15 protein-coding genes and 1 riboswitch are annotated in these 20,031 nt (G+C 72.1%); of the genes, 5 read left to right on the forward strand and 10 right to left on the reverse strand.

Annotated features, from left to right (window positions below; translation table 11 throughout):
* Position 1: 1 nt before the first annotated feature.
* The gene (locus ACSQ2D_RS14305; protein WP_435986601.1) at positions 2-658 is read left to right on the forward strand and encodes a CoA transferase subunit B; all 657 of its coding nucleotides are present in this window, start codon (positions 2-4) and stop codon (positions 656-658) included.
* Between the two features lie 246 nt (positions 659-904).
* Positions 905-4,051, forward strand: coding sequence for a SpoIID/LytB domain-containing protein (locus ACSQ2D_RS14310; protein WP_435986602.1), 3,147 nt, complete (start codon positions 905-907; stop codon positions 4,049-4,051).
* Positions 4,052-4,113: 62 nt separating this feature from the next.
* On the opposite strand, the gene ACSQ2D_RS14315 is transcribed toward ACSQ2D_RS14310, so the two are convergent.
* The 10 genes from ACSQ2D_RS14315 to ACSQ2D_RS14360 all read right to left on the reverse strand — a co-directional run bounded on the left by ACSQ2D_RS14315 (position 4,114) and on the right by ACSQ2D_RS14360 (position 15,173).
* Positions 4,114-4,515, reverse strand: a complete 402-nt coding sequence (locus ACSQ2D_RS14315) for an adenylyltransferase/cytidyltransferase family protein (protein ID WP_435986603.1) — start codon at positions 4,513-4,515, stop codon at positions 4,114-4,116.
* A gap of 70 nt (positions 4,516-4,585) precedes the next feature.
* Positions 4,586-5,560: a hypothetical protein gene (locus ACSQ2D_RS14320; RefSeq protein WP_435986604.1), complete on the reverse strand. Its 975-nt coding sequence runs from the start codon at positions 5,558-5,560 to the stop codon at positions 4,586-4,588.
* Complete coding sequence (locus ACSQ2D_RS14325) at positions 5,560-6,366, reverse strand: CDP-alcohol phosphatidyltransferase family protein (protein WP_435986605.1); 807 nt, start codon at positions 6,364-6,366, stop codon at positions 5,560-5,562. Before ACSQ2D_RS14325 ends, ACSQ2D_RS14320 begins: the two co-directional genes overlap by 1 nt.
* Complete coding sequence (locus ACSQ2D_RS14330) at positions 6,363-8,267, reverse strand: CDP-alcohol phosphatidyltransferase family protein (protein ID WP_435986606.1); 1,905 nt, start codon at positions 8,265-8,267, stop codon at positions 6,363-6,365. The genes ACSQ2D_RS14325 and ACSQ2D_RS14330 overlap by 4 nt, the downstream gene beginning before the upstream one ends.
* Complete coding sequence (locus ACSQ2D_RS14335) at positions 8,264-9,019, reverse strand: ABC transporter ATP-binding protein (RefSeq protein WP_435986607.1); 756 nt, start codon at positions 9,017-9,019, stop codon at positions 8,264-8,266. The genes ACSQ2D_RS14330 and ACSQ2D_RS14335 overlap by 4 nt, the downstream gene beginning before the upstream one ends.
* Positions 9,019-9,819 (reverse strand): ABC transporter permease, encoded by an 801-nt coding sequence (locus ACSQ2D_RS14340; protein WP_435986608.1) that lies wholly within the window; start codon positions 9,817-9,819, stop codon positions 9,019-9,021. Before ACSQ2D_RS14340 ends, ACSQ2D_RS14335 begins: the two co-directional genes overlap by 1 nt.
* Positions 9,820-9,977: 158 nt before the next feature.
* Positions 9,978-11,198 (reverse strand): CDP-glycerol glycerophosphotransferase family protein, encoded by a 1,221-nt coding sequence (locus ACSQ2D_RS14345; RefSeq protein WP_435986609.1) that lies wholly within the window; start codon positions 11,196-11,198, stop codon positions 9,978-9,980.
* A 59-nt stretch (positions 11,199-11,257) separates the two neighbouring features.
* Positions 11,258-12,250 (reverse strand): glycosyltransferase family 2 protein, encoded by a 993-nt coding sequence (locus tag ACSQ2D_RS14350; protein WP_435986610.1) that lies wholly within the window; start codon positions 12,248-12,250, stop codon positions 11,258-11,260.
* 68 nt (positions 12,251-12,318) lie between these two features.
* The gene (locus tag ACSQ2D_RS14355) at positions 12,319-13,482 is read right to left on the reverse strand and encodes an acyl-CoA dehydrogenase family protein (protein ID WP_435986611.1); all 1,164 of its coding nucleotides are present in this window, start codon (positions 13,480-13,482) and stop codon (positions 12,319-12,321) included.
* Positions 13,483-13,556: 74 nt separating this feature from the next.
* Complete coding sequence (locus ACSQ2D_RS14360) at positions 13,557-15,173, reverse strand: HNH endonuclease signature motif containing protein (protein WP_435986612.1); 1,617 nt, start codon at positions 15,171-15,173, stop codon at positions 13,557-13,559.
* Positions 15,174-15,403: 230 nt separating this feature from the next.
* A riboswitch (SAM riboswitch) is annotated at positions 15,404-15,523 on the forward strand.
* Positions 15,524-15,613: 90 nt separating this feature from the next.
* Here ACSQ2D_RS14360 and ACSQ2D_RS14365 point away from each other — a divergent pair.
* Genes ACSQ2D_RS14365 through recQ form a run of 3 tightly spaced genes read left to right on the forward strand, consistent with a single transcriptional unit; the run spans position 15,614 to position 20,019 of the window.
* Positions 15,614-16,930, forward strand: coding sequence for a bifunctional o-acetylhomoserine/o-acetylserine sulfhydrylase (locus tag ACSQ2D_RS14365; protein WP_435986613.1), 1,317 nt, complete (start codon positions 15,614-15,616; stop codon positions 16,928-16,930).
* A 44-nt stretch (positions 16,931-16,974) separates the two neighbouring features.
* Positions 16,975-18,033 carry an LD-carboxypeptidase gene (locus ACSQ2D_RS14370; protein ID WP_435986614.1) on the forward strand — a complete coding sequence of 353 codons (1,059 nt, stop codon included), beginning with the start codon at positions 16,975-16,977 and terminating at the stop codon, positions 18,031-18,033.
* A 36-nt stretch (positions 18,034-18,069) separates the two neighbouring features.
* Positions 18,070-20,019, forward strand: coding sequence for a DNA helicase RecQ (gene recQ / locus ACSQ2D_RS14375; RefSeq protein WP_435986615.1), 1,950 nt, complete (start codon positions 18,070-18,072; stop codon positions 20,017-20,019).
* The last annotated feature ends 12 nt before the right edge of the window (positions 20,020-20,031 follow it).

Consider the following 20,031-nt stretch of genomic DNA (forward strand, 5'->3'; position numbering starts at 1 on the left):
GATGGCTCTGACCCGCGAGCAGATGGCGGCCCGCGCCGCCGCCGAGCTGACCGACGGCGCCTACGTCAACCTCGGCATCGGCCTGCCGACCCTCGTGCCCAACTACGTCCCCGACGACGTCGAGATCGTGCTCCAGTCCGAGAACGGCATCCTCGGGGTGGGCGCCTACCCGCTCGACGGTGACGAGGACCCCGACCTCATCAACGCCGGCAAGGAGACCGTCACCCTGCGCAAGGGCGCGGCCTTCTTCGACTCGGCGACGAGCTTCGGGATGATCCGTGGCGGCAAGGTCGACGCCGCCATCCTCGGCGCCATGCAGGTCTCGCAGGGCGGCGACATCGCCAACTGGATGATCCCCGGCAAGATGGTCAAGGGCATGGGCGGCGCGATGGACCTCGTGCACGGCGCCAAGAAGGTCATCGTGCTCATGGAGCACAACGCCAAGGACGGCTCCTACAAGATCGTCAAGGAGTGCTCGCTGCCCTACACGGGGCGCGGCGTCGTCCAGCGCATCATCACCGACCTCTGCGTCCTCGACGTCACCGAGGCCGGCCTCGTGCTGCGTGAGCTCGCCCCCGGGGTCACCGAGGACGAGGTGCGCGAGAAGACCGAGCCCGAGCTCACGGTCGACCTCCAGCCGGCACCCACGCACGGCTGACCCTTCAGTCGGCCCCGCCCTCCCGAGAACGCCGAAAGGCGCGGTCATGAATGTCATGACCGCGCCTTTCCGTTATTCGGCGAGGACCGCGGAATTTACCTCCCGCTGACATTTCATGGACGGATCATGGCGCCTTTCCTGTGAATTCGGCTGGCACGGTCACGAATTGGCCACCAAAGCCTTGCGCTCACCGCGATGAATGGGACATTTGGGACCATTGCGTCTTCCGACCCAGGAGTGACTCCCGTGCGTCCCATCCCCACCTCGCTCGCCGTCGTCGCGATGGCGGCCACCTTCATGGTGGTCCCCACCGTGACGTCCGGCGCCACGCCGCGCCCGGTCTCTCCGGTCGTCCACGACGTCGCCATCCCGGCCGTGGCCGGCGTCGGCGCGGGCACCGCGAAACGGTCCGCGACGACCTCCACGGCGACCTCCGGGACCGGCGTCGCGGCCGGGGACCGCCACGGCGCGGGCGACCCCGTCGTCGCCACGAAGCAGGTCCAGGGCGTCGACTTCGACCTCGCGGGCGTCACCTTCGACACGGCTCCGCCCGCCGGCACCCACGTCGAGGTGCGCACCCACGGCGAGAGCGGCTGGTCGGGCTGGACCGACCTCGGCCTCGACGGTGACGGCCCCGACCCGGGATCCGCCGACGCCCGCCACGCCCGCCCCGGCACCGAGGCCGTCGCCGCGGCGGACTCGGACGGCATCGACATCCGGGTGACGACCCCCGACGGCACCGTGCCGCGTGGTCTGCGGGCGAGCCTCGTCGACGGCGGCCGGTCGAGCGCCGACGACGCGCTGTCCGCACCCGCCGGCTCGGCCGTCGCTGCCGTCACGCGACCGACGATCATCTCGCGCGCGCAGTGGGGAGCCGACGAGAGCCTGCGCACGTGCGACGCCGAGCGCCTCCCCGGTTTCAAGGCCGTCGTCGTGCACCACACCGTCAACTCGAACACCTACAGCGCCGACCAGGCTCCCGCCATCATCCGCTCGATCTACGCCTACCACACCCAGAGCCAGGGCTGGTGCGACCTCGGCTACCAGCTGCTCGTCGACCGGTTCGGTCGCGCCTACGAGGGCCGCAAGGGCAGCCCCACCGGCTTCGTCCAGGGCGCCCAGGCCGGCGGCTTCAACGCCGAGACGACCGGCATCTCCGTCATCGGCGACTTCACGTCGGTCCCCTTCCCGGCCGCCACCCAGAGCACCGTGACCAAGCTCGTCGCCTGGGAGGCCGACCGCTCCCTCTTCGACCCGACGAGCTCGGTGACCCTGACCTCCGCGGGCAACTCGAAGTTCGACCCGGGCGAGAGGGTGACGCTGCCGCGCACGATCGGCCACCGCAACCTCAGCCTGACCGGCTGCCCGGGCGACACGGCATACGCCCAGCAGCTGCCGGCGATCCGCAGCAACGCCGGCACGATCTGGCGCGACGGCCAGTGGGACCCCCAGCCGGCCGTCACCGCCGTCGAGACGTACGCGCTCCCGGCCTCCTCGACGTACGCCCTCTCGGGCCGCGGGTTCGGCCACGGCGTCGGCCTCTCGCAGTGGGGTGCCTACGGCGCGGCCACCAAGGCCCTGACGTGGCAGGCGATCGCCGGCTTCTACTACCCCGGCACGACGCGCACCTTCCAGAGCGACCCGACCCTGCGCGTCTGGCTCTCGGCGGTCGGGACGTCCGGGGTCCAGCTCTCCCAGCTGAGCGGGCTCGTCGTCAGCGACGGCACCCGGACCTCGTCCCTGTCGAGCTCCTACCGCTGGCGGGTCGTGCCGGAGGGCTCGGCCGTGACGCTGCAGGCGAACTCGGGCTCCGGTTGGGCCCCCGCGACGAACTGGCGCGGCTCGACGAAGCCGCTGACCGTGAGCCGCCCCTCGACGTCGTCGATCCGGGTCCTGCTGCCCAGCGGCACCCAGCGCGAGTACTCCGGCTCGGTGCGCGTCGTGCCCGTCTCGGGCAAGGCGTATGCCGTCAACATCCTCGGCTTCGAGCGCTACACCCGGGCCGTGGTGCCCGTGGAGATGTCCCCGAGCTGGCCGGCTGCCGCCCTGTCCGCCCAGGCCGTCGCGGCGAGGACGTACGCCGCCCACTCACGGGCGGCCGCCGGCTCGCGCGTCTACGACATCTGCGACGTCTCGTGCCAGGCGTACAACGGCGTCGCCGACTACAGCTCGACGGGCACCCTGGTGCGCCGCTACGAGGACAGCCGCTCGACGAACGCCACGGCGGCGACCGCCGGCACCGTCCTGACCTACGGCGGCAAGCCGGCCTTCACCCAGTACTCCGCCTCGAACGGGGGTCGCACCGTCAGCGGCGGCACGGCCTACCTCCCGGCGAAGACCGACCCCTACGACGGCGCCGTGGCGTCCTCGGCCAACCCGGGCCGATGGACGTTCTCGCTGCCCGCCGCCTCGGTCCAGAAGGCCTTCCCGACGGTCGGGACCCTGCGCACCGTCGCCGTCGGCTCCCGCTCGGGCGGCGGCGGCACGGGGACGTGGGGCGGGCGCGTGGCCTCCGTGACGGTCACCGGGTCGGCCGGCACGAGCACGGTGAGCGGCGAGACGTTCCGCACCCGGCTCGGTCTGCGCAGCACGTGGTGGACCGTGACGTCGGCCCCAGTCCGGTCCGTCCCGATCTCACCGCGCGATGTCACGGGTGAGACCCTGCCCGACGTCATCCTGCCCTCCGGCTCGACGCTGAAGACCGTCAGCTACACCGGCTCGATGGCCTTCACGACGAAGCAGATCCTCTCCGGCGGCTTCAGCGGGATGCGAGCCGCGGCGGCCGTCGGGCCGTGGAGCCAGGACAGCCTCGGGGACGTCGTGGCCATCGACGGTGCCGGCACCGCGTGGTACTACCCCGGGCTCGGCAAGAGCGGCCTCAACGCGGGCCGCTACCAGCTCGCGACCGGCTGGGGGTCGGTCAACCTCGTGGTCCCCGTCGGCGACTGGGACGGCGACGCCAAGACCGACATCGCCACCCGGACGACCGACGGTCGACTCGTGCTGCACCGGGGCGACGGCACGGGACGCATCGTGTCGAGCGCGACGATCGGGACCGGATGGAGCGGCCTGAGCCAGGTGACCTCCGGCGAGTACGACGGCGACGGCCGACGGGACCTCGTCACGGTGCGCGCCAAGGACGGCGCCCTCGTGCTCTACCCGGGCAACGGCACCGGCGGCTTCCGCTCCCCCGTCGTCATCGGCTGGTCCGGCTGGAACGCCATGAGCGCCGTCCGTGGCGTCGGGGACATCACCGGCGACGGGCGAGACGACATCCTGACCCGACGCGCGAGCGACGGGAAGCTGCTCGTCTACCGCGTGCAGGGAGCGGCCCGGCTCACGCCGCCGCTCTCCGCGGGGACGTATGCGTCGACGGCCGCCTGGGGGCAGTGAGGCCGTCGTCGGCGGGACCCGGGACCGGGTGCATCGGTCCCGGGTCCTCTGCGCGACCGGCCTCAGCCGAGGCTGGCGATGTGCTCGATGAGGCCCGTGGTCGACACCGAGGGCGTGCGCGGCAGGTAGACGACCTCGCAGACGTCGCCGACCCAGTCGAACTTGCCGGCCCAGTCGTCACCCATGACGAGGACGTCCGCGCCGTGCTCGACGATGTAGTCGCGCTTGAGCTCGAGCGACTCCTCGACGAAGACCTCGTCGACGACCTTGAGCGCCGAGATGATCTCGAGGCGCTCGTCCTGGTTGAAGACCGGCGGCCGGCCCTTCTTCGCGATGTTGAGGGCGTCGGCCGAGACCCCGACGACGAGGCGGTCGCCGAGCTCGGCAGCTCGCTGGAGCACTCGGACGTGCCCGACGTGGAAGACGTCGAAGGTCCCGAAGGTGATGACGGTCCGCTGGCTCACTCTTCTCCTAGGGCAGGTGGACGGGTGGGGAGGCCCACCGCGTCGTCAGCGAGGGTACCGGTCCCCGTGCTCAGCGACGAGCCGCCGCGGACTCGGCGGCCCGCACCGCGTCGGCGAGCGTCGTCTGGGCGAGACCGCTGCCGTCGCTCACGGGTCCCCCGTCGGTGACGGCGGTCGCGAGAGCACGCGCCTCGAGCGGGGCCAGCACGACCCCGGCCGGCCGGGGTGCCGCGTCGCTGGCCACGACGGTGGCGCCGGCAGCCTGGGCCTCCCGGACGATGACGGAGTCACCGTCCCAGCTCGTGGGGCGCAGGAAGGTGCCGACGCGCGACAGGACGGCCGACACCTCGTCGGCGCTCGAGTCGAAGGCCACGGTCAGCCACGGCTCCGCGTCGGCGAGACGACGGAGCGCCTCGACCTCAGGCGTGTCGTTGCCGTAGGCGAGGACGGTGAGCGTCGCGTCGCCCCAGCGCTCGCGCACGACGCGGGCCGTCTCGATGCCGAGCAGCGCGTTGTAGTGCGGCAGCCCGGCGTTCGTGGCGAGGGCGAGGGCGTGCGGCTCCCGCTCGTAGGGGCTCGGCACCGGTGCCGCGGACGAGTCGAAGGGCGTCACGACGGTGATGCGGGCGCGCAGGGCTGCGGGGAGGATCGCCCCGATCTCGTCGTTGACGGCCCAGATCTCGTCGTAGGCGTACAGCGCGAGCACGAGAGCCCGCCGCCGCCAGGCCGTCATCCGCGCGACCTGCCCGCCCGTCGAGCCCGAGTGGAGCACGAGGACGGTGCGACCGGGCAGCAGTGCGAAGGCCGGCGCGAGCAGCATGGCCCGCCACAGGCGCGTCAGGTGCAGCAGGTGGAGGGACCGTCGGGCCAGTCGTGGCAGCATCGCGGCCGCGCGCCGGGCCGAGCCGGTGTCGACGTAGGAGACCGGGATCCCCTCGGCACGCAGGACGGACGTCAGCTGGGCATGGCTCGTGCGCACGCCGCCGACCTCGCCGTGCTCCTGGGCCCACTGGACCACCGGCAGCGGCGTGGCGTCGGCCGACATCAGTCGAGCCTCGAGCTGGACAGCACGCCCAGCAGGTGACCCCCGGCGGTGACGACGATGAGCGGCACCATCGCGACGACGAGGACCTGCGTGCCGAGCAGGTCGCCGTGGACGGCGTCCACGACGGCTGCGACGAGCGCGAGGATCGAGGCCTCGACGGCGACGAACGCCCGGAAGATCGGCACGTAGTCGAAGGCGCGCCGCAGCCGCGCCATGCCCGACGCCTTGGGGCGGGCCGTGCCCTCGACGTCCTCGAGCGGCGGGCGTCCGGTCTTGGCCCGGGCCACGTGGACGAGGTCGGTGAAGGCCTTGTTGAGCAGGACGCCGAGGGCCACGAGCATGCCGAGCGCGGTCCAGCCGCCGACGTCGCCCGGCGCCGACAGGCTCCACCCGTCGGCCCGCAGCCCGATCGCGACGGGGATCGCGCCCTCGGTCACGTAGTGCCCGATGCGGTCGAGGTAGATGCCGGCGGGCGAGAACCGCTGGCGCCATCGGGCCACCTCGCCGTCGGAGCAGTCGAGCAGGATCTGCAGCTGCATGGCGACGACGGCGACGATCGGGCCGACGAGGCCGCCGAACGGGATGGCCAGCGCGCCGACGAGGCCGGTGAGGATCATCAGCCAGGTCACGCCGTTGGGCGAGATGTGCGTCGGCAGGAGGGCGCGCGTCGCGTAGATCGAGAGGTGACGGATGTAGAGCGCGCCGGCCCAGTGCTCCGCGTTGTAGCGGGCGATGTGCTCGGGCGGCTGGGCGACGGCCTTGAGCTCGGCGATGCTCGGGCGGTCGTTCGTCGGGTCGTGCGTCACGAGGAGCCATCCTGCCGTGTCGCCGGGCTCGACGCCGCATCGGCCGGCGCCCCGATGACCGCGCGCCACGCGCGGGCCGACTCCGCGGCATACGCACCGAGGAGCAGGACGGCGCCGACGAGCAGCGGCACGGCGGGGCGGTCGGTGAAGCCGCCGATGACGGCGAGGACGACGACGCGACCCTCGACGCCGAGGGTGGCGCGCACCAGGGAGAGCGGCGTGCCGCGGCCGGTCTCGCGCAGCCGGTAGACGTTGTCGTAGACGTGCCAGCACACGGCGGCGAGCCAGGCGTAGGCGGCCGCGCGCGCGACGGGGTCCCCGCCGGCGGCGAGGAGCAGCGCCGCCGCCTCGACGGCGACGAGCAGGCCGGGCACCTGCCAGGCGAGCCTGCTCCGGCCGGTCGGTCGCGGCAGCACGGCGAGGTCGACGAGGTGCGGCAGCGTGGGGTCCGGCTGGTCGGCGCGGAAGCGGTCTCGCCGGGTCAGGGCCTTGCCGAGACGTCCCACCTGGGTCCAGGCGAACGCGAGGGCCGACGCGATCCCGAGCGCCCACAGCAGGAAGGCGGGGCTGAAGACGAGGAGCCCGACCGACATGACGAGGTAGCGCTCGGCGATGGGCAGGTGCAGCACCTGCTTGACGTCGCGGACGACGCGGGCGCGGCCCCACGGGGCGGGCGGCACGTCGGTGCGAGCTCCCTGCGCTCCCCCGTCGCCCGGCACGTCGAGTGCCCGTGGCACGACCGGGCGGGCCGACAGGGCACGGTGGCGCATCGCGTAGGCGAAGTCCTCGGCGTGCCGGGCCGCGAGGAGGGTCAGCACGACGATGGCGAGCCACCACAGGTCGTCGCCGCGGCGCGCTGCGACCCAGGCGACCGCCGCCACGAGGGTGAACTCCTTGATGCGGTCGCTGACCGCGTCGAGCCATCCCCCGAGCGGGCTGTAGCGACGGGTGAACCGGGCGATCTCGCCGTCGACGCAGTCGACGACGAGCGACGCCTGGAGCAGCACGGCGGCGAGCACCCACGTCCAGCGCGTGTCGACGGCCGCGAGACCGCACGCCATGAGGCCGAGGAGGAGGCTGACGAAGGTGACGACGTTGGGCGTCCAGCCGCGCCCGAGGCCGTATGCCGTGAGGCGCCGTGAGAGCGGACGGATCGCGTGCGTCGAGAAGACCCCGTCGTTGCCGCGCGACGCGGCCCGCAGGCGCTGCTGCCACGCGGACCCGGCGGCACCCGGACGCTGCTCGTGCCCGCGCTCGACGGTGACGTGGGCCAGGGGCAGGGCGGCGACCGGGACCGTGGCGTCGCGGACCACGGCCAGCAGCGCCAGGTCGAGGGGCTGCATGCCGGGCTCCCGCGCCGACTCGCTCGTCGCCGCCGCGCGCAGGACCTCACCCGCCCGGGCCCGGTCGGCTGCGGCGACGCGGAGGATCCCGGCGGCATACGTCGTCGGTCCGCTGACGACGTGACGCACGGTCCCCACGGAGGTGACCCGCCGGGACACCGGGTCGACGCGCACGGGGGTGAACCCACCCGGTGCCTCGTCGGACCCGTCGCCGCGCAGGTCGGTGACCGGGCCGTCGACGACCGCCGCCGAGGTCACGTCGCGCGGGCCGTCCAGGACGTCGAGGAGGGCCACGGGGCTGATCCGCAGGTCGTGGCTGACGAGGACGAGCGGGACGTCTGCCGACCTCGCGGCCGCGTCCGCCGCGGCCGCGAGGGCCGAGGAGACGTCGTGCCCGTCGCTCGGGCCGGTGAGGTCGGTGAGGCCGAACGGCTCGAGCGACTCGAGCAGGTCGGTCGCCGGGGCACCGCCGAGCACGACGAGGTCACCACCGGACGACCGGCCGTGCACGGCCCGGGCACGAGCGTCGCCGACGAGCGGGCGCTCGTCGAGTCTCACGAAGCGGCGTCCGCGTCGGCGTCGGCGTTGTACTGGGCGATCACCTCGTCGATGGGGCCGTCGTCCTTGAGCTCGCCCGCGCGCAGGTAGAGGCCGCGCTCGGAGAAGCGGCGCAGGTCGTGCTCGCTGTGCGACACGAGGAAGAGGGTCTTGCCGCCCGACAGCATGTTCTCCATGCGCTGGTAGCACTTCTCGCGGAAGGTGCGGTCACCGACGGCGAGCACCTCGTCGACGAGGACGACCGGCTGGTCGAGCGTCGTGATGAGCGCGAAGGCGATGCGCACCTGCATGCCGGACGAGAAGTGCCGGAAGGGCATGTCCATGCCCGCCTGCACCTGGGGTCCGGCGAAGTCGACGATCTCGTCGTAGCGGGCGTCGATGTCGCGCTTGGTCAGGCCGTGGAGGCCGGCCGCGAGGTAGACGTTCTCGCGCGCGCTGAGGTCTCCGAGGAAGCCACCCGTCAGCTCGATGAGCGGGGCCACCCCGCCACGGATCTTGGCATGGCCCTCGTCCGGGAGCATGACGCCGGCGATCATCTTGAGCAGCGTGCTCTTGCCGCTGCCGTTGCCGCCGACGAGACCCACGGCCTCACCCTTGTTGACGTCGAAGGAGATGTTGCGCAGGGCCCAGAACGTCTCGTTGGTCGCCCCGGACCTGCCCTTGAAGACCATCTCGCGCAGCGACATCCGCCGCCGCCGCGAACGGTAGAACTCGATTCCCAGGTCTCGGACCTCGATCACCGGCTTGGCCATCAGATCTCCTTGAGCACGGCCGGCTCGAGCCGCTTGAACACGAACGCCCCGGCGAGGAGCAGGACGACGGTGAGGACACAGGCCGACGCGACCGAGAGCAGGTTCATCTCACCCTTGAAGAAGCCGGACCGGAAGAGCTCGAGGATGCCGCTCATCGGGTTGAGAGCGAGGACGGTGCGCAGGGTCGGCGGTGCCATGTCGGCGCTGTAGAGGACCGGTGTCGCGTAGAACGCGAGCCGCAGCACGATGCGCACGACGCGCGCCATGTCGGTGACGAGCACCGTGACGGGCGCGAGGATCATGCCGATCCCGACGGACAGCAGGAAGGTCAGCAGGAGGGCGACCGGGATGAAGACGAGCGTCCAGTGCAGCTTCGTCTGGCCGGTGGCCACGTAGTAGATCGTGAACGCGATGATGACGGGGAGCGTGAGGATGAACTCGATGCCCTTGGCCAGGACGACCCGCACGACCCACAGCTCGCGGGGCAGGTTCGCCGAGCGCACGAGCTTCGACTCGGACAGCAGCGCCCTGGAGGTCTCCGACATGTTGGAGGCGAACCACTGCCAGAGGAAGAGGCCGGTCACGAGGTGGAGGAAGTAGGGCTGGTTGCCGCTCGAGCGCGCCGTGAAGATCACGGTGAAGACGACGAAGTAGACGAGGGCCATGAGCAGGGGGTCGAGCACGGTCCAGATGTAGCCGAGCACGCTGCCGGCGTAGCGGACCCGCAGGTCACGCTCGACCAGGGTGCGCAGCACCTGACGTTTGGCCATCAGGCCTCGGAACTGGGACACGCCGATCATGCGCGCAGACCACCTTCTCCTTCGTGCTCGGGGGCCCTCTGCATCCAGGGCCGGGCTGGGCGATCCCCTGCCCGATCCTCGCCGAAGTCTAGGGGTGCTCGCCGTGTGCCGCGTCCAGGCCCGCTCGGGGCCCGTGGCGGGGCACGGTCAGGACGGACTCAGGTCTGGTGCACCATCCGGTCGACCCGCGCGTCGATGAGCTCGGTCGCGGCCTGCACGAAGCGCTGTGTCGCCGCGCCCGGGCTGGTGTCGCCGAAGTAGTGACGCACGACCTCGGCACGGGAGTCCTCTGGGGCCGACATCGCGTCGTCGAGGATGCTGACGATCTCGCGGGCGCGGTCGACCTCGACCATGGGCACGCTCGTGTTGAGCCGGGTCGGCTCGACGTCCGCGAGCGGGCTCGCGGGACGCGTCAGCACGAGCGGCTTCCCCGTGGCGAGCCAGTCGAGGGCGACGGCGGAGATGTCGGTGACGCACGCGTCGAGGCGGGCCAGGTGCCAGCCGAAGGCCGTCTCCGTGTCGACGAGATGCCCGGCCGTCGGGTCGGCGTGGTTGGCCTCCGCGACGAGGCGGGCCAGGTGCGTGGACGCCGTGCCGTATGCCGGGTCGAACGTCCCGGAGCGCGGGTGCGGTCGGTAGACGACACGGAACCTGCGGTCGGCGAGCAGGCTGGTCAGCAGCGCCGCGCCGTGGCTGGCGATCGACCCGTAGGCCATGCTCTGGCGGTCGCCCTCCCAGGTCGGGGCGTAGAGGACCGTCGTGCGCCCGTCGTCGGGCAGCTGCGGCGCCTCGTAGGTCACGTCCGCCTGGGGCCGACCGATCTCGACCGCCCGCGTGGCGACGTCGAACTCGACGAGCGCCCCGCGGAGGCGCTCCGCGGCGGCGGGTCCGGCGATGAACACCCGGTCGTAGGCCTTGAGCTGGTTCGAGGCCATGTAGGACTTGTCGCTCTCGCCGTGGCTCACGAACACGTGGGCCGGGTCGGCGAAGCGGAGCATCTGGAAGTTGCGGACGTTCTGGTTGACGTAGAGCACGAGCCCGATCTCGTGTCCCGCCATGAAGGCCTCGATGTCGGTGACGCGCGGGCCGTGCACGACGGGGAGCGGGCACTCGTCGAGCAGCAGGCTCGTCGTCTCGGGCATGCGCGAGATGACGACCACGGGCTGGGTCTTGGCGAGCTCCTGCAGCGGGGCGTACCACTGCCGGATCTGGTAGAGGTTGACCGGGTCGTCGGAGAAGTAGACGGCGCACCGGAACGGGGCGTCGGCGCCCGGCTCGAGGCCGGATCGCTGCAGGCGCTCGGAGAGCCTGCGCTTGGCCAGCTGGCGGCGAACGACCTGTTGGCCCAGCTGCACCAGCAGCTTCGCGTTGTCGAGCACGATCGACGTCCCTTTCCGATGCGGTGTCGTGAGGTGAGGTCGGGCGGTGGCGCCCTGGGTCAGCGCTTGAGGCGGCTCGGGCTCGTCAGGAACCCTATGCCCCACGACCAGTGCATCGTCGCCAGGACGACCGGCGTCACCGCTCGGGTCGCGGGTGACTCTCCCCTGCTGATGGCGAGGCCTCCTGCGGTCACGCCCGCGGCATACGCCGCCGGGACGAGCCAGGCAGGCGCCCAGACGAAGCCGGCGATCGTGGCCACCGTGGTGACACCGACCATGGTCGGTGGCGCGAGGTAGCGCGGGTTGATGGTGCCCTCGTGGTGACGGGCGACGACGCGGCGCCAGCGTCCGTAGTGGAAGTACTGCTTGGCCAGGGCCTGGACGGACGCACGAGGGCGGTAGGTGACCTTGAGCGCCGGGGTGAACCACACCTTGCCGCCCGTCTCGCGGATGCGGTGGTTCATCTCCCAGTCCTGGGCCCGGGCGAAGTGCGGGTCGTAGCCACCGACCCGCTCGAGGGCTGCACGGCGGAAGACTCCGAGGTAGACGGTGTCGGCGTCACCGGCCTCACCGCCGGTGTGGAAGCGTGCGCTGCCGACGCCGAGCGGGCTGCGCATCGCTGCGGCCACGGCGCGTTCGAAGGGCGACGTGCCCTGGGCGTCCATGATCCCGCCGACGTTGTCGGCGCCGACCCGCAGCAGCTCACCGACCGCGACGCTGATGTAGTCGTCGGGGATCTCGGCGTGGCCGTCGACGCGGACGATGACCTCACCGGTGCTGGCGCCGATCGCGGCGTTGAGCGCGTCGGGCGTGCGACCGGTCGGGTTGGCCACGACCCGCACGCGGGCATCGGCCGCGGCCAGCTCGGCGGCGACCTCGTCGGTGCGGTCCGTCGACGGCCCGAGCGCGAGGACGACCTCGAGAGGTCCGGGGTAGTCCTGCGCGAGGATCATCGCGACGGCGTCGCGAAGGTGCCTCTCCTCGTTGAGGATCGGCATGATGACGCTGACCGTGGGCTGGGGGTCCGGCTGGGGGTCAGGACTCAGGTCCACAGGCGTCCTTCTCGTCGTCGGGTGTCATGGCGCGATGGCCCGGCCTCCCCGCGCGAGCGGCGCCCAGCCTACTTGAGGACCTGGCGGGCCATGACCAGGCGCTGGACCTGGTTGGTGCCCTCGTAGATCTGGGTGATCTTCGCGTCGCGCATCATCCGCTCGAGCGGGAAGTCGCTCGTGTAGCCCGCCCCGCCGAGCAGCTGCACGGCATCGGTCGTGATCTTCATCGCGACGTCGGAGGCGTAGCACTTGGCGGCTGCGCCGAAGAAGGTGAGGTCCTTGTCGCCACGCTCGGACTTGGCGGCCGCGACGTAGACCATCTGACGGGCGGCCTCGAGCTCCATCGCCATGTCGGCGAGCATGAACTGGATGCCCTGGAAGTCGGCGATGCGCGTGCCGAACTGCTTGCGCTCCTTGACGTAGGCGACCGCCTGGTCGAGGGCGCCCTGGGCGATGCCGACGGCCTGGGCCCCGATGGTGACGCGCGTGTGGTCGAGCGTGCGGAGGGCGATCTTGAGGCCGTCGCCGACCTCGCCGACGACGCGGTCGCCGGGGATCCGCACGCCGTCGAAGATCAGCTCACGGGTGGGGCTGCCCTTGATGCCGAGCTTGCGCTCCTTCTCACCGAACGTGAAGCCCTCGTCGGACTTCTCGACGACGAACGCCGTGACGTTGCCGCCGCGGGGTCCGTCGGGGTCGGTGACGGCGAGCACGGTGTAGTACTCCGACACACCGGCGTTGGTGATCCACGACTTCTGGCCGTTCAGCACCCAGCCGTCGCCGTCCTGGCGGGCACGGCACTTCATCGCGGCCGTGTCGGAGCCGGCCTCGCGCTCGGACAGACCGTAGGAGAAGGTCGTCTCGCCCTTGGCGAGCGGCGGCAGGTAGCGGGCCTTGACGTCGTCACTGGCGGCGAGGATGAGCGGCAGCGACCCGAGCTTGTTGACGGCCGGGATGAGGGACGCGGAGGCGTCGACGCGCGCGACCTCCTCGATGACGATGCACGTCGCGAGGGCGTCGGCCCCGACACCGTCGTACTCCTCGGGCACGTGGGGGGCGAAGAAGTCGGACGCGACGAGGGCGTCGTGCGCCTCCTGGGGGTAGCGCGCCTCCTCGTCGACGGCCGCGGCGTACGGGGCGATCTTGTCCTCGGCGACCGCGCGGACGGCCTCCCTCAGGGCCTCGTGGTCCTCGCTGGTCCGGAACAGGTCGAAGTCGGCATTCGTGCTCACGGATCGTGATCCTACTCGCGAGTTCGGTTTAGTAGGACGTCCTCGTGATTCACGCCACGGAGGCATCGACAGGGTCAGAAGGGCGGCGACTCGTCGTCGGTCGCGGAAGGGGTCTGCGGGGTCGGGCTCTGGAGGTGTTGCTCGTCGGGAGGGTCCGGTGGGGAGACGCCGGCGCGCCAGTTCTTGGGGTGGGTGGTGTAGGTGCGGCCGGTGAGGGTGGTCCAGATGAGGCCGTGGTCGGTGTCGGGTGCGGAGGTCCAGATGCCGGTGGTCTTGAGGTTGTGGTGGAGGCGGTGCTTGGCGTGGAGGTTGTCGGTGCTGGTGGGTCCGGTGGGCCAGGGGGTCTCGTGGTCGAGGTCGCAGCGGGTGGCAGGGACGTGGCAGTCGGGTCCGCGGCAGGTGCCATCGACGGCTTGGACGTGCTCGAGGACGGCTTGGGTGGGGCGGTAGGTGCGGGTCGCTCGGGTGAGGGCGCGGCCGGTGCGCAGGTCGACGGGCAGGGTGGCCCAGACGGAGCCGGGTCGGGTGATGATCTCGCGGGCGTGGGTGGCGGTGACCCAGCCGTGGCCGGGCAGCTCGCACGCGGTGTCGGCCTGTCCGGTGGCGACCTCGAAGGGCACGACGATCCACGCCAGCGCGGCAGCGCCACCGGAGACCTCTCCCGAGGTGGCCCTGGACGCTGCACCGGGCGTCGTGTCGGGCATCGTGTCGGGCATCGTGTCGGGCATCGTGCCGGGCATCGTGCCGGGCGCCTTGTCGGTGGCATGGCCGGCCGCGGCGGTGAGCTCCGGCCGGCGATGGTGGGCTTCGCGGAGGAGGGCGTCGGTGGCGAGGTCGGCGCGGAGCTGGTCGAGGCTGCGCGGGTCGCCGCCGCCGCGCAGTCCGCGCGCGGTGGTGTCGAGGCGGTCCATGACCGCGGCGACGGACGCGGCGTCGGTGGTGACGGTCAGCCAGCCCATCCCGTCGTCGGTGACCCGGCCGAACACCCCGCGCCGGGACCGGGCGTGCGCGTGCCGCTCGGCGCTGCCCCGGGCATCGACCGAGGCGACCGCGCGCCGCAGCCGGGCGGTGAAGGTGCGTTGCGGGAGGGGTTGGCCGTCCCGGGACGGGGCGAGCACGGCCTGTGCGACGGTGGTGACGTCGGCGTCGGGCAGCAACGCGGTGTCGGAGGCGACCTGCAGCGCGCGGTGCAGCGACAGCCGCCCGGCTCGCAGCGCGTTCAGGACGACTCGGTGCCGGCGGGGTGCGGTGGCCAGGGTGAGCCGGCGGGCGACCTCCCCGGTCCCGACGCCGGTCGCGAGCGCGATCTCCTCGGTGACGACCCGCTCGGGAGAGACCCGCGAGGACGCCCGGGCGGCGGCACCGGCGGGCAGGGCCTGGATCTGCTGGGCCTCGATGGTGGCCAGTGCGCCGTACGCGGCGAGCAGGTCGGCCTCGAGGCGGGCCTTGGCGACCTCGAGCGCCTGGATCTCGGCGAGCACCCGCTCCCCGGCCCGCGCCAGCCCCTCGAGCGCCGCCGCCGCTCGGGCCCGCCCGCGCCCCGCGCGCAGCTGCGTGAGGACCGGGTCGAGGACGGGGTCGAGGGTGCGCGCCCAGTGGTCCGGGTCGGAGGACCATCGGGCACGCAGCACCGGCCAGGGCCCTCCCGAGCGCACAGCGGAGGTCTCGGCCGGCGACGGGGTGAACGGCACGGTGACCCTCCTCTCGACGCTCGTTCCCTTCACTCGATTAGAACACGTGTTCGAAAGACTCGCAAGACCCGCTGGCTCATCTGTGGACAACGAACTCCTCTGCCCTGCAAGCGATCCCACCCGAGCCGGCACTTCCCAACACGCGCCAGGCGCCCACACCGGTGACGACGCGTCCACGATGAGGACACGCCCTCCCACGTGGCGGACACGCATACGTACACTCGCCGGTAGGTCATGAGCGCCAGCGACAAGCCCCGGCTCGCTGGCCGGCAACCCTCCAACCGCGGTGGGGTGCCCCGGGTGAGGACCTGGCCCGTCGACGCCACCCGGCGCGCGGGCAAGCGCGGAGAGCCTCTCTCCCGCACCGACCCGTCGGTGCACGGGGCCCGGTGACACGGGACCCCGGTCAGCGACACGACCCAGGAAGAGCAGGACGACCGATGACCGAGCCCAACTGGTCCTTCGAGACCAAGCAGATCCACGCCGGCCAGGCCCCCGACAGCGCCACCGGAGCCCGCGCGCTGCCGATCTACCAGACGACGAGCTACGTCTTCAACGACACCGACCACGCCGCGAACCTCTTCGGGCTCAAGGAGTTCGGCAACATCTACACCCGCTTGATGAACCCGACGACCGACGTCGTCGAGCAGCGCATCGCGGCGCTCGAGGGTGGCGTCGGCGCCCTGCTCGTCGCCTCGGGCCAGGCGGCCGAGACCCTCGCCGTGCTCAACATCGCGGAGGCCGGCGACCACGTCGTCGTCTCCCCCAGCCTCTACGGCGGCACCTTCAACCTCTTCAAGCACACGCTGCCCAAGTTCGGCATCGAGGTCGGCTTCGTCGAGGACCCGACGTCGATCGACTCGTGGCGCGCTGCCATCCGGCCCAACACGAAGCTCCTCTTCGGCGAGACCATCGCCAACCCCAAGAGCGAGATCCTCGACATCGAGGCCGTCGCGGCCCTCGCGCACGAGCACGGGGTCCCGCTCGTCGTCGACAACACCGTCGCGACGCCCTACCTCATCCGCCCGATCGAGTGGGGAGCCGACGTCGTCGTGCACTCCGCGACGAAGTACCTCGGCGGCCACGGCACCTCGATCGCCGGTGTCATCGTCGACGCGGGCACCTTCGACTTCGGAGCCGACCCGGAGAAGTTCCCCAACTACAACACGCCGGAGGAGAGCTACCACGGGCTCGTCTTCGCCCGCGACCTCGGCGTCGGCAGCCCCCTCGGGGCCAACCTCGCCTTCATCCTCAAGGCGCGCGTCCAGCTGCTGCGCGACCTCGGCCCCGCCGCGTCGCCCTTCAACGCGTTCCTCATCGCCCAGGGCATCGAGACGCTGTCGCTGCGCATCGAGCGCCACCTCGAGAACGCCCACAAGGTCGCAGCCTTCCTCCAAGGGCACGACCAGGTCGAGAAGGTCGTGTGGGCGTCCTTGCCGGACAGTCCTTTCCACGCCCTGGCGGAGAAGTACACGCCTCGCGGCGCGGGTGCCGTGCTCTCCTTCGAGATCGCGGGCGGCCTCGAGGCGGGCAAGAAGTTCGTCGAGGCGCTGACCCTGCACAGCCACGTCGCCAACATCGGTGACGTGCGCTCGCTCGTCATCCACCCCGCGTCGACGACGCACTCCCAGGGCCCGGACGAGGACCGTCTGGCCGCCGGCGTGACCCCGGGCCTCGTGCGCCTCTCGGTCGGCATCGAGCACATCGACGACATCGTCGCCGACCTCGAGCAGGGCTTCACGGCCGCCAAGGTCTGACGCACCGACGGGCCGGGCCCGATATCGGGATGAAGCGGATCGGCATGGCTGGCACGATGGCAGCCATGCCGATCCGCTACCCCGCCCCGCTGCGCCCCGGCGACCGGATCGGCGTCACCTCGCCGAGCTCCGGCGTCTCCGACGCCCTCTGGGGACGGTTCGCGTATGCCGTCCAGTCCCTCCGCGACCGTGGCTTCGACGTCGTCGTGGGCGAGCTCAACCACGCGCCCAGCCACGTCAGCGGGCCGCGCGAGGCACGTGCCGCCGAGCTGATGTCGATGCTCCTCGACCCGAGCATCCGTGCGGTCGTCCCGCCGTGGGGCGGTGAGACCGGCATCGACCTGCTCGACCTGCTCGACCTCGACGCGGTCGCCGCCGCCGAACCGACGTGGTGCGTCGGCTTCTCCGACACCTCGACGTGGCTGACCCCGCTCACCCTCACCACGGGCATCGCGACGATCCACGGGCAGAACCTCATGGACACCCCGTACGCCCTGCCGGACGGCATACTCCACTGGGTCGACGTCGCGGGCGCCGCGGGCGGGGACGAGCTGCGCCAGCACTCCCCCGGCCGGCACCGCTCCGGCGGCTGGGACGACTACGCCGACGACCCGACGGTGTCCGAGATGACGCTCGACGGCCGTGGCACGTGGACGCGGATCGACCCGGGCCACGAGGACGAGCCGGTCACGTTCTCCGGGCGTCTCGTCGCGGGCTGCGTCGAGACGGTGAGCTTCCTCGCGGGCGGGCGCTTCGCCGACATCGGCGCCTTCACCCGCGACCACGCGCCCGAGGGCACCGTCGTGCTGCTCGACATCGCCGAATGGAGCTCCTACGACATCTGCCGAGCCCTGCACGCCATGCGCCTGCGCGGCTGGTTCGACGCCGCCAACGGCGTGCTCGTCTCGCGCACCAGCGCACCCGAGCCGCACGGTTTCACCCAGCACGCCGCCGTCGTCGACGCCCTCGGCATGCTCGGCGTGCCGATCGTCGCCGACGTCGAGTGCGGCCACGTCGCCCCGTTCCTCGCCCTCGTGCAGGGCGCGACGACGACGGTCGTCCAGGACGGCGGCACGCACACCGTCACGCAGCGCCTCGACTGAAGGCCGGTCCGCGGTGACGGGTACGCTCGCCGCGTCATGGAGAAGCACCTGGTCGGGTCCGAGCTCGAGGTCGTCGGCGCCGAGGTGACGGGCGACGCGCCCGTCGCTCCGGACGAGCGCCCGCACGACGGCGGGGCCGCAGGTCGCGTGCTGCACGACGTCTTCGGCTTCAGCTCGTTCCGCGGCGCCCAGCAGGCGATCGTCGACCGCGTCGTGACGGGTCACGACACGGTCGTCCTCATGCCCACCGGTGGCGGCAAGTCGCTGTGCTACCAGCTGCCCGCGCTCGTGCGGCCCGGCGTCGGCATCGTCGTCTCGCCGCTCATCGCGCTCATGCACGACCAGGTCGAGGCCCTGCGCCTGCTCGGTGTGCGGGCGGCCTTCTGGAACTCCACGTCGTCCGCCGAGGAGTCCGACGCCGTCCGCCGCGACGTGCGCGAGGGCGGCCTCGACCTGCTCTACGTCGCGCCCGAGCGCCTGCTCATGCCCTCCTTCCTGCGTCTGCTCGACGACGCGGCCACCGGAGCCGGCATCGCGCTCTTCGCCATCGACGAGGCGCACTGCGTGTCGCAGTGGGGCCACGACTTCCGGCCGGAGTACCTCCGCATCGCCGAGGTCACCGCACGCTTCCCCGGGGTGCCGCGCATCGCGCTGACCGCCACCGCCGACGCGCTCACCCGCAGCGAGATCCACCAGCGGCTGCGCCTGGACGGCGCCGCCGAGTTCGTCTCGAGCTTCGACCGACCCAACATCCGCTACGTCGTCGAGGAGAAGAGCGACGCGCGCGCCCAGCTGCTGCGCTTCCTCGAGAGCGGCAACGACGGTGCGAGCTTCCGCGGCTCCGCCGGCATCGTCTACTGCCAGTCACGCAAGCGCACCGACGAGATCTCGGCGTTCCTGCGACAGCAGGGCTACGACGCGATCGCCTATCACGCCGGCCTGCCCAGCGAGGCGAGGGCCGCCGCCCAGCAACGGTTCCGTCGTGACGAAGGCGTCATCGTCGTGGCCACCATCGCCTTCGGGATGGGCATCGACAAGCCCGACGTGCGCTTCGTCGCGCACGTCGACCTCCCGAAGAGCCTCGAGGGCTACTACCAGGAGACCGGTCGGGCGGGCCGCGACGGCGAGCCGGCGGTGGCGTGGATGGCCTACGGCCTCGCCGACGCCGTGCAACAGCGCTCGTTCATCACGAGATCCGACGGCAGTGCCGAGCACCAGCGCGTCGACTCGATGAAGCTCGACGCCATGCTGGGCTACGCCGAGGCCTCCACGTGCCGCCGGCGGCTGCTGCTGGCGTACTTCGACGAGGACTCAGGCGACTGCGGCAACTGCGACACCTGCATGGAGCCGCCCCAGATGTGGGACGCCACCGTGCCCGCGCAGAAGGTGCTCTCGGCCGTGATCCGCACCGGTCAGCGCTTCGGCGCCGGGCACGTCATCGACGTGCTGCTCGGCAAGCGCACCGACAAGATCGCGAGCTGGGGGCACGACCAGCTGCCGACCTTCGGGGTGGGCAGCGACCTCGCCGACCGCGAGTGGCGCTCGGTCATCCGCCAGCTCGTCGCGCGCTCGGTGCTCGTCCCCGACCCGAGTCGGATGGGTGCCCTCACCATCACGGAGGCGGCCCGTCCGATCCTCGACGGAGCGGAGAAGGTCGAGCTGCGTCGGCTCTCGGCCGCGCCGGCACGCAGCCGTTCGGCGTCGGGCTCACGCTCGGCCGGGTCCGGGTCTGGAGCCGCGACTGGGGCCGGAGCCAGCCCTGCCGACCGGGCGCTCTTCGAGCTGCTGCGTACCGAGCGGCGGACGATCGCCGACGCCGAAGGCGTGCCGGCCTACGTCGTGCTGCCCGACCGCACGCTGTGGGAGCTGGTGAGGGCGCGACCGGGCAGCACCGCCGCGCTGCTCACGGTCAACGGCATCGGGCCGGTCAAGGCGGAGAAGTACGGCGCCGCGTTCCTGGCCCTGCTGGCCGAGCACACCGGCTGAGCGATCCCGGGA

The sequence above is a fragment of the Terrabacter sp. LjRoot27 genome (assembly GCF_964254175.1).
GTDB lineage: Bacteria > Actinomycetota > Actinomycetes > Actinomycetales > Dermatophilaceae > Terrabacter.

What these genes read in the sequence shown, in the direction of transcription:
- ACSQ2D_RS14370 (WP_435986614.1), top strand. Translation starts at nt 16,975, where the DNA reads ATGGCTGGCACGATGGCAGCCATGCCGATCCGCTACCCCGCCCCGCTG.
- ACSQ2D_RS14320 (WP_435986604.1), bottom strand. Translation starts at nt 5,560, where the DNA reads ATGTCGGCCGACGCCACGCCGCTGCCGGTGGTCCAGTGGGCCCAGGAG.
- ACSQ2D_RS14365 (WP_435986613.1), top strand. Translation starts at nt 15,614, where the DNA reads ATGACCGAGCCCAACTGGTCCTTCGAGACCAAGCAGATCCACGCCGGC.
- ACSQ2D_RS14305 (WP_435986601.1), top strand. Translation starts at nt 2, where the DNA reads ATGGCTCTGACCCGCGAGCAGATGGCGGCCCGCGCCGCCGCCGAGCTG.
- recQ (WP_435986615.1), top strand. Translation starts at nt 18,070, where the DNA reads ATGGAGAAGCACCTGGTCGGGTCCGAGCTCGAGGTCGTCGGCGCCGAG.
- ACSQ2D_RS14335 (WP_435986607.1), bottom strand. Translation starts at nt 9,019, where the DNA reads ATGGCCAAGCCGGTGATCGAGGTCCGAGACCTGGGAATCGAGTTCTAC.
- ACSQ2D_RS14340 (WP_435986608.1), bottom strand. Translation starts at nt 9,819, where the DNA reads ATGATCGGCGTGTCCCAGTTCCGAGGCCTGATGGCCAAACGTCAGGTG.